This is a genomic window from Vibrio sp. 1249-1 (genome assembly GCF_033340495.1).
In genome coordinates, this window is record NZ_JAWOWJ010000015.1 from 1 (window position 1) to 16,210 (window position 16,210).

General features: G+C 46.0%; 15 protein-coding genes. 13 read left to right on the forward strand and 2 right to left on the reverse strand.

From position 1 onward, the window contains the following. On the forward strand, positions 1-195 hold a 195-nt coding region (locus tag R7Z50_RS20090), incomplete at its 5' end, for a hypothetical protein (protein ID WP_206949545.1). A 13-nt stretch (positions 196-208) separates the two neighbouring features. Here R7Z50_RS20090 and R7Z50_RS20095 read toward each other — a convergent pair. Beyond that, positions 209-1,387, reverse strand: a complete 1,179-nt coding sequence (locus R7Z50_RS20095; protein ID WP_318149233.1) for a 2-octaprenyl-3-methyl-6-methoxy-1,4-benzoquinol hydroxylase — start codon at positions 1,385-1,387, stop codon at positions 209-211. A gap of 257 nt (positions 1,388-1,644) precedes the next feature. On the opposite strand from R7Z50_RS20095, the gene miaB reads away from it, so the two are divergent. The 5 genes from miaB (at position 1,645) to lnt (ending at position 7,263) form a co-directional block, all read left to right on the forward strand. After that, entirely contained in the window at positions 1,645-3,069 is a 1,425-nt protein-coding gene (gene miaB / locus R7Z50_RS20100) for a tRNA (N6-isopentenyl adenosine(37)-C2)-methylthiotransferase MiaB (protein WP_005373038.1), read from the forward strand. A 73-nt stretch (positions 3,070-3,142) separates the two neighbouring features. After that, positions 3,143-4,240, forward strand: coding sequence for a PhoH family protein (locus tag R7Z50_RS20105; RefSeq protein ID WP_005373033.1), 1,098 nt, complete (start codon positions 3,143-3,145; stop codon positions 4,238-4,240). A gap of 2 nt (positions 4,241-4,242) precedes the next feature. Next, positions 4,243-4,707 carry an rRNA maturation RNase YbeY gene (ybeY, locus tag R7Z50_RS20110; protein WP_005373030.1) on the forward strand — a complete coding sequence of 155 codons (465 nt, stop codon included), beginning with the start codon at positions 4,243-4,245 and terminating at the stop codon, positions 4,705-4,707. 105 nt (positions 4,708-4,812) lie between these two features. Beyond that, complete coding sequence (corC, locus tag R7Z50_RS20115) at positions 4,813-5,712, forward strand: CNNM family magnesium/cobalt transport protein CorC (protein ID WP_005384118.1); 900 nt, start codon at positions 4,813-4,815, stop codon at positions 5,710-5,712. A 33-nt stretch (positions 5,713-5,745) separates the two neighbouring features. After that, positions 5,746-7,263, forward strand: coding sequence for an apolipoprotein N-acyltransferase (gene lnt, locus R7Z50_RS20120; RefSeq protein WP_064376806.1), 1,518 nt, complete (start codon positions 5,746-5,748; stop codon positions 7,261-7,263). Between the two features lie 84 nt (positions 7,264-7,347). Here the strand turns inward: lnt and R7Z50_RS20125 are convergent, their stop codons facing one another. Further along, positions 7,348-7,818, reverse strand: a complete 471-nt coding sequence (locus tag R7Z50_RS20125) for a zinc ribbon-containing protein (RefSeq protein ID WP_005373024.1) — start codon at positions 7,816-7,818, stop codon at positions 7,348-7,350. A gap of 153 nt (positions 7,819-7,971) precedes the next feature. On the opposite strand from R7Z50_RS20125, the gene leuS reads away from it, so the two are divergent. From leuS to rodA, 7 genes are all read left to right on the forward strand, one after another. Beyond that, positions 7,972-10,545 carry a leucine--tRNA ligase gene (leuS, locus tag R7Z50_RS20130; protein WP_005384121.1) on the forward strand — a complete coding sequence of 858 codons (2,574 nt, stop codon included), beginning with the start codon at positions 7,972-7,974 and terminating at the stop codon, positions 10,543-10,545. 152 nt (positions 10,546-10,697) lie between these two features. Beyond that, the gene (gene lptE, locus R7Z50_RS20135; RefSeq protein WP_005384122.1) at positions 10,698-11,237 is read left to right on the forward strand and encodes an LPS assembly lipoprotein LptE; all 540 of its coding nucleotides are present in this window, start codon (positions 10,698-10,700) and stop codon (positions 11,235-11,237) included. A gap of 5 nt (positions 11,238-11,242) precedes the next feature. Beyond that, the gene (gene holA / locus R7Z50_RS20140; RefSeq protein ID WP_318149234.1) at positions 11,243-12,262 is read left to right on the forward strand and encodes a DNA polymerase III subunit delta; all 1,020 of its coding nucleotides are present in this window, start codon (positions 11,243-11,245) and stop codon (positions 12,260-12,262) included. A gap of 88 nt (positions 12,263-12,350) precedes the next feature. Continuing rightward, complete coding sequence (gene rsfS / locus R7Z50_RS20145; protein ID WP_005373015.1) at positions 12,351-12,668, forward strand: ribosome silencing factor; 318 nt, start codon at positions 12,351-12,353, stop codon at positions 12,666-12,668. Positions 12,669-12,672: 4 nt separating this feature from the next. Next, entirely contained in the window at positions 12,673-13,143 is a 471-nt protein-coding gene (gene rlmH, locus R7Z50_RS20150) for a 23S rRNA (pseudouridine(1915)-N(3))-methyltransferase RlmH (protein WP_017821762.1), read from the forward strand. Between the two features lie 29 nt (positions 13,144-13,172). Continuing rightward, positions 13,173-15,089: a penicillin-binding protein 2 gene (gene mrdA, locus R7Z50_RS20155; protein ID WP_005384126.1), complete on the forward strand. Its 1,917-nt coding sequence runs from the start codon at positions 13,173-13,175 to the stop codon at positions 15,087-15,089. Beyond that, positions 15,089-16,210, forward strand: coding sequence for a rod shape-determining protein RodA (rodA, locus tag R7Z50_RS20160; RefSeq protein WP_005384128.1), 1,122 nt, complete (start codon positions 15,089-15,091; stop codon positions 16,208-16,210). The genes mrdA and rodA overlap by 1 nt, the downstream gene beginning before the upstream one ends.

The window sequence follows — 16,210 nt, forward strand, 5'->3', positions numbered from 1 at the left end:
GAATTGGTAGACGCACCAGATTTAGGTTCTGGCGCCGCAAGGTGTGAGAGTTCAAGTCTCTCCTTCCGCACCATTATCGGAAAACCCAGCATGACTTTGCTGGGTTTTTTCTTTTTTTGGTTCTGGACTCGGGAAATCATTAGATTTGCCGAATTAAAAAAGCGAGCTCATGGCTCGCTTTTTTTCTATCTGTGATTTGAGTAGCTTACTACATACCTAACGCGTATTTCAGTACTTGAGCCTTAATTGGCCCTGAGTTTTCAGCAAGCTTCAATGCAGCATTACGTACGAACTTCAATGGCCCTAGATCGTTGCTAAAACCTTTATAGAAAAAGTCCATGCCCGTCTGCATGAGTAAGTTGTCAGGTCGACGTGCGCGTTCGTATTTCGCGAGTAAGGTATCTTCCAGCTTTTCTTGTTGTTCTGTTACCGAAAGGAGAACGTCTACATCTTTGAAGCCTAAGTTTACCCCTTGCCCTGCAAGCGGGTTGATCGTATGGGCAGAGTCACCCACTAATACGCAATTTTTGCTTGAGTAGCTTTGCGCATGACGACGAGTGAGTGGGAATGAGCCAAACTGTAAAACTTCAATATCGCCTAATTCAGCAGGGAAATGACGTAAAATTTCTTCTCTTAGTTGAGGTTTACTCATCGCACACAGTTGTTTAATACGTTTAGGCGAGTCATACCAAACCAAAGAACCTTGGCCTTCTACTTGACCATCGTCGTTACTCAAAGAGCACAGAGGTAAAAATGAACGTGGGCCTGAAGGTGTAAATTGTTGCCAAGTAATATCTTGCTGAGGCAATTCTGTTTTCACGTTAATCAACATGCAGTGTTGTCGGTAATCCCACGCAGTTACACCAATTCCAGCCAATTGACGAACTTTAGAGTTTGCACCATCAGCACCAATCACCCAGTTAGCTTCAAACTGCTCCCCACTTTCTAGTGTCACAAGATTTACATCTGCAAACTCAATGGCTTTTAATCGCTCAGGACACATCACGGTTAGATTTTCATACTGAGAGAAGACTTGCCAAAGACCTAATTGGATTAGGCGATTTTCAACAATGTAACCTAGCTGATCCAATGACAATTCATCAGAGTGAAAACGAGTACGGCACTCTGGGTGCTCCCAAGTTTCTAACCGCCGATAAGGACAAACTCGCATGCTCTTGATCTCTGACCATGCTCCGAGTGAATCAAGTAACTCCACCGACTGGTGCGAGATTGCAGATACACGAATATCCATCGCCTGAGCGGCATCAAAAACTTTAGGTTTTGTACCTTCAACCAAGACAACGCTTCTGCCCTGCTTGGCAAATCCAACAGCGACGGCTGCCCCGACCATACCGCCACCGATCACGGCGATGTCATACTTGTTCATTTTTCACTCTTCATCGTGCTGATTAATTGGCGTTTTTTATTGTACTTTCCATGGCTATTTTTACAAAATTGTTTAACAAAAAACCTTGTTCTGCATAGGGCGAAAAACTAGATTTCATCAGGCTTTGCAGAGAATTAGCTAGATCACTAGTCAGGTGCTTTTTAAAGCAGTACAATACGCCGCTTACCGCCGTGATGGCGGCTATAATTTGAGCAATAGCTCTCCGATTTAAGTACAACTGAACGAGCGAAAGTGAGATGAGTAAGAAACTGCTAATTAAAACCTGGGGCTGCCAGATGAACGAATACGATTCATCAAAAATGGCCGACCTGCTTAATGCTGCAAACGGCTACGAGCTGACGGAAGAGCCAGAGGAAGCAGACGTACTTCTACTTAACACCTGTTCGATCCGTGAAAAAGCGCAAGAGAAAGTTTTCCACCAGCTAGGCCGCTGGAAAACACTAAAAGATAAAAAACCTGGCGTAGTTATCGGTGTAGGTGGTTGTGTAGCAACGCAAGAAGGTGACCATATTCGTGAACGTGCACCATACGTTGACGTTATTTTTGGCCCACAAACTTTGCACCGCCTACCTGAGATGATCAAACAATCTCAGTCCGATGATGCACCAGTTATGGACATTTCGTTCCCAGAGATCGAAAAATTCGACCGCCTACCTGAACCTCGCGCAGAAGGTGCGACAGCATTCGTTTCTATTATGGAAGGCTGCTCTAAGTACTGTACTTACTGTGTCGTACCGTACACTCGTGGTGAAGAAGTAAGCCGTCCAATGGATGACGTACTGTTCGAAATCGCCCAACTTGCTGAACAAGGCGTACGTGAAGTAAACCTTCTGGGGCAAAACGTAAACGCGTACCGTGGTCCTATGCACGATGGTGAGATCTGTTCATTTGCAGAACTGCTTCGTTTGGTTGCGTCTATCGATGGTATCGACCGTATTCGTTTCACGACGAGCCACCCGTTAGAATTCACAGACGACATCATCGCAGTATACGAAGATACGCCAGAACTTGTGAGCTTCCTGCACTTACCTGTGCAAAGTGGTAGTGACCGTATCCTAACGATGATGAAACGCCCTCACACCGCTATCGAATACAAATCGATCATCCGTAAACTGCGTAAAGCTCGTCCTGATATTCAAATCAGTTCAGACTTTATTGTTGGTTTCCCTGGTGAGACAGACAAAGACTTCCAAGACACCATGAAGCTAATCAAAGATGTAGACTTTGACATGAGCTTCAGCTTTATTTTCTCTCCACGTCCAGGTACGCCAGCAGCGGATTACCCTTGTGATGTGTCAGAACAAGTGAAGAAAGAGCGCCTTTACGAACTACAGCAAACTATCAATGCTCAAGCGATGCGTTACTCTCGCTTAATGCTTGGCACAGAACAACGTGTTCTAGTTGAAGGCCCTTCGAAGAAAAACCTAATGGAACTACGCGCTCGTACAGAAAACAACCGTGTAGTAAACTTTGAAGGTAGTGCAGACCTAATTGGTCAGTTCGTTGATGTGAAGATCGTAGACGTATTTGCAAACTCACTGCGTGGTGAGCTAGTACGTACTGAAAAAGACATGGATCTTCGTAGTGTGATTTCCCCAACGCAGATGATGGCGAAAACACGTCGCGAAGATGAGCTGGGTGTAGCTACTTTTACGCCGTAAGCTCGTATAAATAGCCATAGAGAGCCTGGTCGTTATCAGGCTCTCACTAAGTGGCAAAAAATGAGAGGCAACATTGAGCAATAAAATCGTAACTCTAGAAATTAACCTAGAACCTTCAGACAACCGCCGACTAGCTAGCCTGTGCGGTCCATTCGATGACAACATCAAGCATTTAGAACGTCGTCTAGGCGTTGAAATTAACCACCGTAGTGACCACTTTACGATTGTCGGTAAACCTCATACCGCATCAGCTGCGCTGGATATCCTGAAAACTCTATATGTTGATACCGCACCTGTACGAGGTGAGATCCCAGATATTGAGCCTGAGCAAATCCATCTAGCGATCAAAGAGTCTGGTGTTCTTGAGCAGAATACTGAGTCTAATATCGAGCATGGTAAAGAAGTCTTCGTCAAAACCAAGAAAGGTGTGATCAAACCACGTACGCCAAACCAAGCGCAGTACTTGGTTAACATGGTCACGCATGATATTTCTTTTGGTATTGGCCCGGCAGGTACAGGTAAAACCTACCTTGCTGTAGCAGCAGCTGTTGACGCACTAGAGCGCCAAGAGATCCGCCGTATTCTACTTACTCGTCCAGCGGTTGAAGCTGGTGAGAAATTGGGCTTCCTACCTGGTGATTTAAGCCAGAAAGTCGACCCATACCTACGTCCGCTATACGACGCCCTATTTGAAATGCTGGGCTTTGAGCGCGTAGAGAAGCTGATTGAACGTAACGTGATTGAGGTTGCCCCTCTTGCTTACATGCGTGGTCGTACTCTAAACGACGCCTTCATCATTCTTGATGAGAGTCAGAACACCACTGTTGAGCAGATGAAGATGTTCCTAACGCGTATTGGTTTTAACTCTCGCGCGGTTATCACTGGTGATGTCACGCAGATTGACTTACCTCGTGGTGCGAAATCGGGTCTTCGTCATGCTATTGAAGTACTAAGCGAAGTTGACGACATCAGCTTTAACTTCTTCTTAGCCGACGACGTTGTACGTCACCCTGTGGTTGCTCGTATCGTTAACGCGTACGAGAAGTGGGAAGCACAAGACCAGAAAGAGCGTAAAGAGTTCGAGAAACGCCGTCGTGAAGAACGCGACGCGAAGTTACTAGAAGCAGCAAAAGCCGAACTGAATGCACAAGTTGCTTCAACTAAGGAATAACCATGGCGATTGAACTTGATCTGCAACTGGCAGTCGAAAATGAAGAAGGTCTGCCTTCGCAGCAAGATTTCCAATTGTGGCTAGATAAGACAATCCCTCTCTTCCAGCCACAAGCCGAAGTCACCATTCGTATTGTTGATGAACAAGAAAGTCATACGCTCAACCATGAGTATCGCGGCAAAGATAAACCAACTAATGTGTTGTCGTTTCCATTTGAAGCACCTCCTGGTATGGAAATAGATTTACTTGGTGATTTGATTATTTGCCGCCAAGTTGTTGAAAAAGAGGCGGTTGAACAGAGCAAGCCTCTGCTAGCACATTGGGCGCATATGGTTGTACATGGCAGCTTGCATCTGCTAGGTTATGATCATATAGAGGATGACGAAGCCGAAGAGATGGAGTCCCTCGAAACCGAAATCATGCAAGGTATGGGTTATGAAGATCCTTACATTGCTGAAAAAGAGTAGCTATTGGCCACTCGACAGGGAAAGGCGAACCACCTAAATGACTCTCGTGTTCGCCTCTCTATGTGTGCTATCACACTTCTGATAGCGTTACTTAATTGAGAAACAATGAACGAAGATAATTCTCCCTCTTCTAACGAAGATAAGAAAGAAAAGGCAGAAGGTCCGAGTAGAAAGTCCTTCTTTGAACGTCTAGGTCAACTATTTCAGGGCGAACCAAAAGATCGCCAAGAGCTTGTGGATGTTATCCGCGACTCTGAAGTTAACGACCTGATTGACCATGACACTCGCGATATGCTCGAAGGTGTTATGGAAATCTCCGAAATGCGTGTGCGTGACATTATGATCCCGCGTTCGCAAATGGTTACCGTTGAGCGTACTCACGACCTTGATACCTTGGTTGCTTTGATTACCGATGCTCAACACTCTCGCTACCCTGTGATCAGCGAAGATAAAGACCATGTGGAAGGCATACTTCTAGCGAAGGACTTACTTAAATACTTAGGCTCAGGCAGCAATCCATTTGATATCGAAGAAGTCATTCGACCAGCGGTTGTAGTACCGGAAAGTAAACGCGTTGATCGACTGCTGAAAGAATTCCGTGAAGAACGTTATCATATGGCCATTGTTGTCGATGAATTCGGTGGTGTTTCTGGTCTTGTGACCATTGAAGATATCCTTGAGGAAATCGTCGGGGATATTGAAGATGAATTCGATGAAAGTGAAGAGACGGACATTCGTAAACTAAGCAAGCATACGTTTGCTGTCAGAGCGCTGACAACCATCGAAGAGTTTAATGAGACATTCGGAACCAACTTCAGCGATGAGGAAGTTGATACCGTTGGTGGTATGGTCATGACTGCCTTTGGTCACTTACCTTCTCGTGGTGAACTGGTTGAAATTGAAGGCTACAACTTCAAAGTCACCGCTGCCGATAACCGTCGTGTCATTCAACTCCAAGTGACGATCCCAGACGAAGAAACCCTGGTTGAAGCCACTCAAGAGTAACGCGATACCCATTGGGAATCTCAGAAAATTACAATGATGAATGAACTCTTTCATCGCCTTAAGCGGCCCTCAGTAGCCGCTTTTGTTGGCGCCTCTACTACACTCGCTTTCGCTCCTTACCAGCTGTGGCCTATTGCCATTCTTAGCCCAGCAATTCTACTGATTCTTCTTGCTAACCAAACTCCGAAACGCGCACTATGGATTGGTTATGCTTGGGGGTTAGGTCAATTTGCAACTGGCGTTAGCTGGGTTTACGTCAGTATCTCCGGTTTTGGCGGTATGCCGCTCATTGCCAATTTATTTTTAATGGGCTTGCTTGTTGCCTACTTGGCTGTTTATTCAGGCTTATTTGCTTGGCTCAACAACAAGCTGTTTCCTCAATTTACGCTCACAAAAGCACTTCTCGCTGCACCTGCTTTATGGCTGATCAGTGATTGGTTGCGTGGTTGGGTGATGACTGGCTTCCCTTGGTTATGGCTAGGCTATAGCCAGATAGATGCTCCACTCGCAAGCTTTGCACCAATTGGCGGCGTAGAACTGCTTACTCTATTTATCCTTATCAGCGCAGGGGCGTTAGCCTATGCCTGGATTCATAAGCAGTGGCTGATGGTGATTATCCCTGCGGTGCTACTCAGTACTGGCTTTGGGATTCGCAACTACGATTGGGTAACACCCCGACCAGAAGACACGACTAAGCTCGCACTAATTCAAGGTAACGTAGACCAAAACCTAAAGTGGCTACCAAGTCAACGTTGGCCAACCATCATGAAGTACGCTGACTTAACTCGTGAAAACTGGGACGCTGACATTATCGTTTGGCCAGAAGCAGCAATTCCCGCTTTTGAAATTGAAGTGCCTTCATTTTTGAGCAATATCGACAGCGCTGCAAAAATGAATAACAGCGCAATCATCACCGGTGTCGTCAACCAAGCTGAAGATCGACAGTTCTACAACAGTATTCTGTCCCTAGGCATCACACCATACGGTGACTACAGCTTCGATTTAAGCGAACGTTACCATAAGCATCACCTACTACCATTTGGTGAGTTTGTACCATTTGAAGATATTTTGCGCCCATTAGCGCCATTCTTTAACCTACCGATGTCGTCGTTTAGCCGTGGGGCTTTTGTGCAGCCAAACATCGTTGCGAATGGCATGCACATGGCACCAGCGCTTTGCTATGAGATCATCTTTAATGAGCAAGTGCGTCAAAATGTGACTGACGAAACAGACTTCATTCTAACGCTTTCAAATGATGCATGGTTTGGTCACTCTATCGGTCCTCTTCAGCATATGGAGATCGCCCGTATGCGTGCCTTAGAGTTAGGTAAACCGCTCATCCGCTCGACTAACAACGGATTAACAGCGGTAACCGATCACAAAGGTAAAATCGTTGAGCAAGTACCGCAGTTTGAAACTGCAGTACTGCGCGCAGAGCTCACCCCAACCAATGGACAAACGCCATATCGAGTCCTTGGTACTTGGCCATTGTATATTTGGGTTGGGTTAAGTTTAGCGCTGGCGCTCGGCTTAAGAAGAAAACAGAGCTGATAACAGCTTGAAAGTAGAAAAGACAAAAAAGAGGCGACTAAGCCTCTTTTTTATTCATAGCATTATACTGTCGTTACGCGCCATTTATGGCTTTAATGACTGACGAGTAAAGCCTTTGTGACCACATTTAATACACGGAATGATTACAGTTGGGTGGTTATACGTTGTCTTGTGACCACACTCATCACAGACTAAAGTGCCTAAGCCTATCACCTCTCCTGCTTCATATAGCCCTTGATGCTCTAAGTCATCGAACAACTCAACCCACTCAACTTTAGTTCGGTCAGTAATCTCTAACAGCCCTTGCCATATCGAGTCCGCAATCGTTAAGTAAAACGGGCCGCTTTTGCTATCCTCGTAACTCTCTGAAAACTCTTTTAAGTCTGCTTTAAGGTACGCTTTGATTAAAGCCAATTCATCTTTGGTCAAGTCATTAGCAGCATCCACCACTTTGCCCGACGTCTCAATCGCTTTGTTAACTTCTTCCGGACTGTGCTTCAAGGTTTCAATCACATCCTCGAGCATTTCCTCATAACCTGTTTTACGTTTAGGCATAACTGACCTCCATCTTTCTCCTACCTGCGTCACTTAAGGGCGCATGGGTACAGATTGGCTATTGTTGTGATCCCTAGCTTTAGGTATTCTATGACGATCTATTTAAGTCTGTTCTAACCGAACTCACAAATTCCAAGATAACGGATACCATCGATGCAAGAACAATACAACCCACAAGATATTGAACAAAAAGTTCAAAAGCACTGGGATGACAACAAAACCTTTGTTGTAAGTGAAGACCCAAATAAAGAAAAATTCTACTGTCTGTCCATGTTCCCATACCCAAGTGGTCGACTGCACATGGGTCACGTGCGCAACTACACTATCGGTGATGTAGTATCTCGTTTCCAACGCCTACAAGGCAAAAACGTGATGCAACCAATCGGTTGGGACGCATTCGGTCTACCTGCAGAAAACGCAGCAGTAAAAAACAAAACTGCGCCAGCACCTTGGACTTACGAAAACATCGAATACATGAAGAACCAACTTAAGCTTCTAGGCTTTGGTTACGATTGGAACCGTGAATTCGCAACATGTACACCGGAGTACTACCGCTGGGAACAAGAGTTCTTCACTAAACTTTACGAGAAAGGTTTAGTTTACAAAAAGACTTCTTCTGTTAACTGGTGTCCTAACGACCAAACTGTTCTTGCAAACGAGCAGGTTGAAGACGGTTGTTGCTGGCGTTGTGATACGCCTGTAGAGCAAAAAGAAATCCCTCAATGGTTCATCAAAATCACTGAATACGCTCAAGAGCTACTAGACGACCTAGATAAGCTTGAAGGTTGGCCTGAAATGGTAAAAACCATGCAGCGCAACTGGATTGGCCGCTCTGAAGGCGTTGAGCTGAAGTTTGAAGTTAAGGGTCAACAAGACCTAGAAGTTTACACAACACGTCCAGATACGCTAATGGGTGTGACTTACGTGGGCATCGCAGCCGGCCACCCTCTTGCAGCTCTTGCTGCAGAGAACAACCCAGAGCTTGCAGCGTTTATCGACGAATGTAAGAACAACAAGGTTGCAGAAGCTGAGCTAGCGACAATGGAGAAGAAAGGTATGGCTACTGGCCTTACTGCTATTCATCCATTGAACGGCCGTGAAGTTCCTGTTTACGTAGCAAACTTCGTACTGATGGACTACGGTACAGGCGCGGTAATGGCAGTACCTGCACACGACCAACGTGACTACGAGTTCGCAACGAAGTACGGTCTAGACATCGTGCCTGTTATCAAGCCTGCTGATGGCAGCGAGCTAGACATTTCTGAAGCGGCATACACAGAGAAAGGCGTACTGTTCGATTCTGGTGAATTCGACGGCCTAGAATTCCAAGCGGCGTTCGATGCAATTGCAGCGAAGCTAGAAGCAGAAGGCAAAGGCACTAAGACTGTAAACTTCCGTCTACGCGACTGGGGTGTATCTCGTCAACGTTACTGGGGCGCACCAATCCCAATGGTAACGACTGAAGACGGTGAAGTTCACCCAGTACCTGCTGACCAACTACCAGTGATTCTTCCAGAAGACGTGGTAATGGACGGCGTAACCAGCCCAATCAAAGCAGACAAAGAGTGGGCGAAGACAACCTTTAACGGCGAACCTGCTCTACGTGAGACAGATACGTTCGATACGTTCATGGAATCTTCTTGGTACTACGCGCGTTACTGTTCACCACAAGCGGACGACATCCTAGACCCAGAAAAAGCAAACTACTGGCTACCAGTAGATCAGTACATCGGTGGTATCGAGCACGCTTGTATGCACCTACTGTACTCACGCTTTTTCCACAAACTACTGCGCGATGCGGGTTACGTAACTTCTGACGAACCGTTCAAGCAACTACTGTGTCAAGGCATGGTACTGGCTGATGCGTTCTACTTCGAGAACGAGAAAGGCGGCAAAGAGTGGGTAGCTCCAACAGACGTAGCCGTTGAACGTGATGGTAAAGGCCGCATTACTTCTGCTAAAGACACTGAAGGTCGTGATGTAACGCACTCAGGCATGATCAAGATGTCTAAGTCTAAGAACAACGGTATCGACCCTCAAGAAATGGTAGACAAGTACGGCGCTGACACAGTACGTCTATTCATGATGTTCGCGTCTCCAGCGGACATGACACTTGAATGGCAAGAGTCTGGCGTAGAAGGTGCGAACCGCTTCCTAAAACGTGTTTGGAAACTAGTTAAAGAGCACACAGCGAAAGGCGCAGCAGAAGCAGTAGATACCTCAGCGCTTTCTGGTGATCAAAAAGCACTTCGCCGCGACGTTCACAAAACTATCGCGAAAGTGACGGACGATATCGCTCGTCGTCAAACATTCAACACCGCGATCGCAGCGATCATGGAGCTGATGAACAAACTAGCGAAAGCGCCTCAAGAATCTGCGCAAGATCGTGCAATCCTTGACGAAGCACTGAAAGCTATTGTTGTCATGCTTTACCCTATCACTCCGCATATCTCATACGAGCTATGGGCAGCACTAGGTGAAACAGACATTGATAACGCGGCATGGCCGACGTTTGACGAAAAAGCGCTAGTTGAAGACGAAAAAACTATCGTTGTTCAAGTTAACGGTAAGCTACGTGCGAAGCTAACAGTCCCAGCGGATATCTCTAAAGACGATATCGAACAGCTTGGTCTAAACGACGAAAACGTGGTTAAGTTCACTGATGGCCTGACTATTCGTAAAGTTATTTACGTTCCAGGTAAACTGCTGAACATCGTTGCAAACTAATCACAGCTTGCAATTTGTCTCTGTTTAGCGAACTTATTTGTTAACCAAGAGTCATTAAACAGGGTAGTTCGCTACCCTGTTTATTTACCTCAAACCATTCACATGAGTGGTTTAAGGTAAATAACCCCTTCAATTTAGGATGAATACAATCAATGCGCTTTTTCTCTTTGATTAAACTACCAGTGGTATTGGTATTAGCGGGGCTTCTTTCTGCCTGTGGTTTTCACCTTCGCGGCGAGTATTCCGTACCGGAAGAGCTGCACACTATGTCTTTCTCCAGCTACGATGAATACAGTGAATTAACTCGCTATGTTCGCTCTCAACTCGAACTGAACAAAGTTGAACTTGTTCAACCCTCATCGACGGTACCCAACCTTCATTTGACGGAAGCGACAATCGATGAGCGTACACTATCGCTTTATCAAAATAGCCGTGCAGCAGAAAAAGAGCTGACATACGTAGTAAAATACCGTGTGACAATTCCTGGCTATGGTTCTAAAAACTTTACGACAACAGTAAACCGCAACTACCTAGACAACCCGTTGACCGCACTTGCAAAATCTGTTGAGCGTGACGTAATTGAAGACGAGATGCGCTTGCAAGCTGCAAAACAGATGATGCGCCAGTTGGGCCGTATTCGTGCCGAATATGAAGCAGGACAAATCTCTGAGCCAGCGAACAAAAACTCTTAGTCACTATGCGAATTTATGCCGATAAGCTAACGGATCATTTAACTAAACAAGTTAAACAGGTTTACTTAATCTTTGGTAATGAGCCGTTACTGATTCAAGAAAGCCGCCAAGCAATCCAAAAGGCAGCGTTTCAGCAAGGTTTTGAGGAAAAACACCGTTTTGCGGTGGATGCTAGCATAGACTGGAATCAAGTTTACGATTGCTTCCAAGCGATGAGCCTGTTCTCAAACCGTCAATTGATCGAGCTTGAAATTCCAGAGAGTGGCGTGACAACCGCCGTCAGCAAAGAGCTGCAAACACTGTGTGATATGCTTCATGATGACATCATGCTCGTCATTGTTGGTAGCAAACTGACCAAAGCCCAAGAAAATGCGAAATGGTTCAAAGCATTAAGCTCAAAAGGCGACTGGGTAAGCTGTTTGTCGCCAGACCTTCAACGCCTACCGATGTTCATTCAGACACGTTGCCGCACGTTGGGACTAAAACCCGATCAGCAATCACTGCAAATGTTGGCTCAATGGCATGAAGGTAACCTATTTGCATTGACACAAAGCTTAGAGAAATTGGCCCTGCTCTACCCGGATGGTGAGCTTACCATCATACGTTTAGAGGAAGCCCTAAGTCGCCATAACCACTTCACTACCTTTAACTGGATCGACGCCTTACTGGCAGGTAAAGCAAACCGTACACAACGTATTCTTCGCCAACTTGAGGCGGAAGGGGTTGAGACCGTGATCTTGATTCGAAGTGTACAAAAAGAGTTGAGCCAACTTTTAAATATGCATCAAGACTTAAGTCAAATGGGAATGAACCAGGTATTTGAGAAATATCGAGTTTGGCAAAACAAGCGTCCACTCTATAACGCAGCACTGACCCGCTTATCAGCGAGTCGTATTTGTGCATTGCTCTCCTTGTTGGCTCAAGCCGAGATAAAAGCCAAAACTCAGTATGACGAGTCTGTATGGCCAACTATTCATCAGTTGAGCTTAGAAACCTGCTCTCCTGATATTAAGCTGGCAATTTAAAAATCAAAGCGTGATATAGTGCGCGACCTGTTTTGCAAGCAAGAATGTAAAACACTGTAGAGATAAGAGACAAACCGAGGAAAACCGAGTGCTTCGCGAAGAACTGAAAGACTTTTTAGCTGATAAAGCCGACGACATGAAAGCGGAAGACATTATCGTCCTAAATGTGGAAGATAAATCAAGCGTGACAGATTACATGATCATCTGTACTGGTACATCCAAACGCCACGTTTCATCCATCGCTGACCATGTTGCAACAGAAGTGAAAAAAGCCGGTCTTGAGCCACTAGGAATGGAAGGTGAAAACGAAGGTGAATGGGTAGTCCTAGATATGGGCGACGCCATGCTTCACGTGATGCAAGAAGAGCACCGCGAACTCTACCAGCTAGAAAAACTCTGGGGTTAATCTTTTGAAAATTCAACTAATTGCTGTTGGCACAAAAATGCCAAAATGGGTTGAGGAAGGCTTTCAAGAATATCGTCGCCGTTTCCCGCATGATATGCCGTTGGAGTTGATTGAAATCTCTGCTGGCAAGCGTGGTAAGAATGCCGATATCGCTCGCATCCTGCAAAAAGAAGGAGAAGCGATGCTCGCGGCGGTACCAAAAGGCAACCGTATCGTCACGTTAGATATCCCAGGTAAAAAATGGGACACTCCTCAACTCGCTGAGCAGTTAGAAGCTTGGAAATTAGATGGCCGTGATGTATCAATATTAATCGGCGGTCCTGAAGGACTCGCTCCTGCATGCAAAGCTGCAGCAGACCAAAGCTGGTCATTATCTGCCTTAACGCTACCCCACCCTCTAGTGCGTATCGTAATGGCAGAAAGCTTATACCGAGCGTGGAGCATCACCGCTAACCACCCTTATCATCGCGAATAATCGTTGTTTAACTTTAGAGCCAAGCGTTAATGATTCGTAAACGCCGCAGTCAAATCCGAGATTATCAAGCCGAAGCGCGTCTGTTTGCCAGCCGCGCTATTGTTGCTTTTATCGGTATTGTTGTCTTGATGGGAGCTCTGGTTGCCAACATGTACAACATTCAGGTGAACCAGTTTCAAGACTATCAAACCCGCTCGAACGATAACCGCATCAAAGTAGTGCCTATCGCGCCTAACCGAGGTCTAATTTATGACCGAAATGGCGTTTTACTGGCAGAGAACCGTCCCGTCTTTAACTTAGAACTGACCCCAGAAAAAATTAAAGACATTGATGCAACCATCCAAGAATTACAAACTATTCTGGAAATTACACCAGACCAGATTGAACGTTTCCACCACGAGCGTAAACGGACTCGTCGATTTAAATCGGTCCCACTGCTTACCCAACTGAACGAAAAACAAGTAGCAGTATTCTCCGTCAATCAGTACCGCTTTCCAGGTGTGGAAATAAGTGCGACCTTAAAGCGCTACTACCCTTTCAGCGAAGTCTTAACCCACGTGATTGGGTATGTTTCTCGAATCAATGATCGCGACATGCAGCGCCTGATCCGAGAAGAAAAAGACGCAAACTATCAAGCCACTCGCGACATTGGTAAGCTGGGTATTGAAAAATACTACGAAGACCTCTTACACGGTACAGCCGGATATCAAGAAGTCGAGGTAAACAGCCGCGGCCGAGTAATTCGTACCTTAAAGTACGTTCCACCTGTACCCGGAAAAGACATCGTTTTAAACCTTGATATCAACTTGCAGTTGTACGTACACCAATTATTGGACGGCCGCCGAGGCAGTGCTGTAGTGATCGATCCTAGAGACAACGGCGTACTGGCTATGGTTTCGAGCCCTAGCTACGATCCTAACTCGTTCGTGCACGGAATCTCAGGTAAAGACTATCGCGCCCTTTTGAACGATAAAAACCGTCCTTTGGTCAACCGCACTACACTTGGCATTTACCCCCCTGCGTCTACCATCAAACCATTTATGGCGGTAGCCGCGCTGCAAGAAGGTGTCGTCACACCTAACACCACGCGAAATGATCCTGGTTATTGGCGCATACCAAACTCCAACACTCGCCCATTCCGTGACTGGTTGCGTTGGGGGCACGGACGCGTCGATATCATTAAGTCGATCGAAGAGTCTGTTGATACCTTCTACTATCAAATCGCTTATGACATGGGTATTGACCGTATTTCGAATTGGATGATGATGTTCGGCTTTGGTGATTACACTGGCATCGATATCTACGAAGAAAGTAAGGCGAATATGCCGACTCGTGACTGGAAAATGTCTCGCCATAAAACCCCATGGTATAAAGGTGATACGATCCCTGTGGGTATCGGCCAAGGATATTGGACAGCAACACCAATGCAAATCGCCAAAGCAACCTCCGTATTAGTAAACGAGGGAGAAGTGATCGCACCTCACTTGCTCAAAGCGACGATAGAAAATGGTAACGACTTCGAAGAGCAGCAAACGACAGAATACGTGACTTACCCACCAATCAAGAATGTGCCGAAAAAGTACTGGGATATGGCGAAAGAAGGCATGCGTCGGGTAAACCATGGCACGCGCGGAACAGCTCGCCGCTCATTCTACAAAATGAATTATGAAACAGCGGGTAAATCAGGTACTGCACAGGTCTTCGGTCTGGGTGAAAACGAAGAATACAACGCCGATGAGATCGCCGAGCACTTACGTGACCATGCGTTATTTACTGGCTTTGCACCATTTGATGATCCTAAAGTGGTCGTCACTGTAGTACTAGAAAATGCCGGTGGTGGTTCTAGTAACGGTGCCCCAGTAGTAAGGAAAATTTTTGACCGAGTCGTTCTTGGTCCAGAAGAAATTGAGCCTGAAAACAATGCGAAGAAAGAGGTAAAACAGTAATGAAGATGGATCCCTCTACAGGTAAAAATCGCGCCCTGTTTGAACGCTTCCATATTGACTTACCACTCCTACTTGGCATACTGGCCCTGATGGGGTTTGGCCTGGTGATCATGTACAGCGCCAGTGGCCAAAGTTTACTGATGATGGATCGCCAAGCCATGCGAATGGTGCTTTCACTCGTTGTGATGCTCGTCCTTGCACAGCTTTCTCCACGAACTTACGAAAGCTTGGCACCTTTGATGTTCGTTGGTGGCGTTATACTGCTTTTCGGCGTGCTGTTTTTCGGTGAAGCATCGAAAGGCGCGCAGCGTTGGCTTAACCTCGGTTTTGTGCGCTTTCAACCGTCAGAGCTATTGAAGCTCGCGGTGCCATTAATGGTGGCTCGCTATGTTGGTAGACAGCCCCTCCCACCAACGCTAAGAACACTCATTGTTGCACTGATTATGGTCTGCTTACCAACCATTCTCATTGCAAAACAGCCTGACTTAGGTACCTCGATCCTGATCGCGGCTTCCGGTATTTTTGTTATCTTCCTCGCCGGCATTAGCTGGAAAATAATTGCAGGTGCTGCGATTGCATTAGGTGGTTTCATTCCAATTCTGTGGTTTTTCTTGATGCGAGAGTATCAAAAAGTGCGAGTTCGTACTCTATTTAACCCGGAATCTGATCCGCTAGGAGCGGGCTACCACATTATTCAGAGTAAAATTGCGATTGGCTCCGGTGGTATTTCCGGCAAAGGTTGGTTGCAAGGTACGCAGTCACAACTAGAATTTCTTCCAGAACGACACACTGACTTTATCTTTGCAGTAATTGCTGAAGAATGGGGTATGATTGGCTTCCTTTGCCTTTTAGCCATCTATCTATTTATTATTGGACGAGGTTTATATCTCGCCAGCCAAGCGCAAACCGCATTTGGACGAATGATGGCAGGCAGTATTGTACTCAGCTTCTTCGTGTATATTTTTGTAAATATTGGCATGGTAAGTGGCATCCTACCTGTAGTAGGTGTACCGTTGCCACTCATCAGTTATGGCGGCACATCAATGGTAACCTTGATGGCTGGTTTTGGTATTCTGATGTCGATTCATACGCACCGAAAAGCATTCTCTAAGGCGACCTAG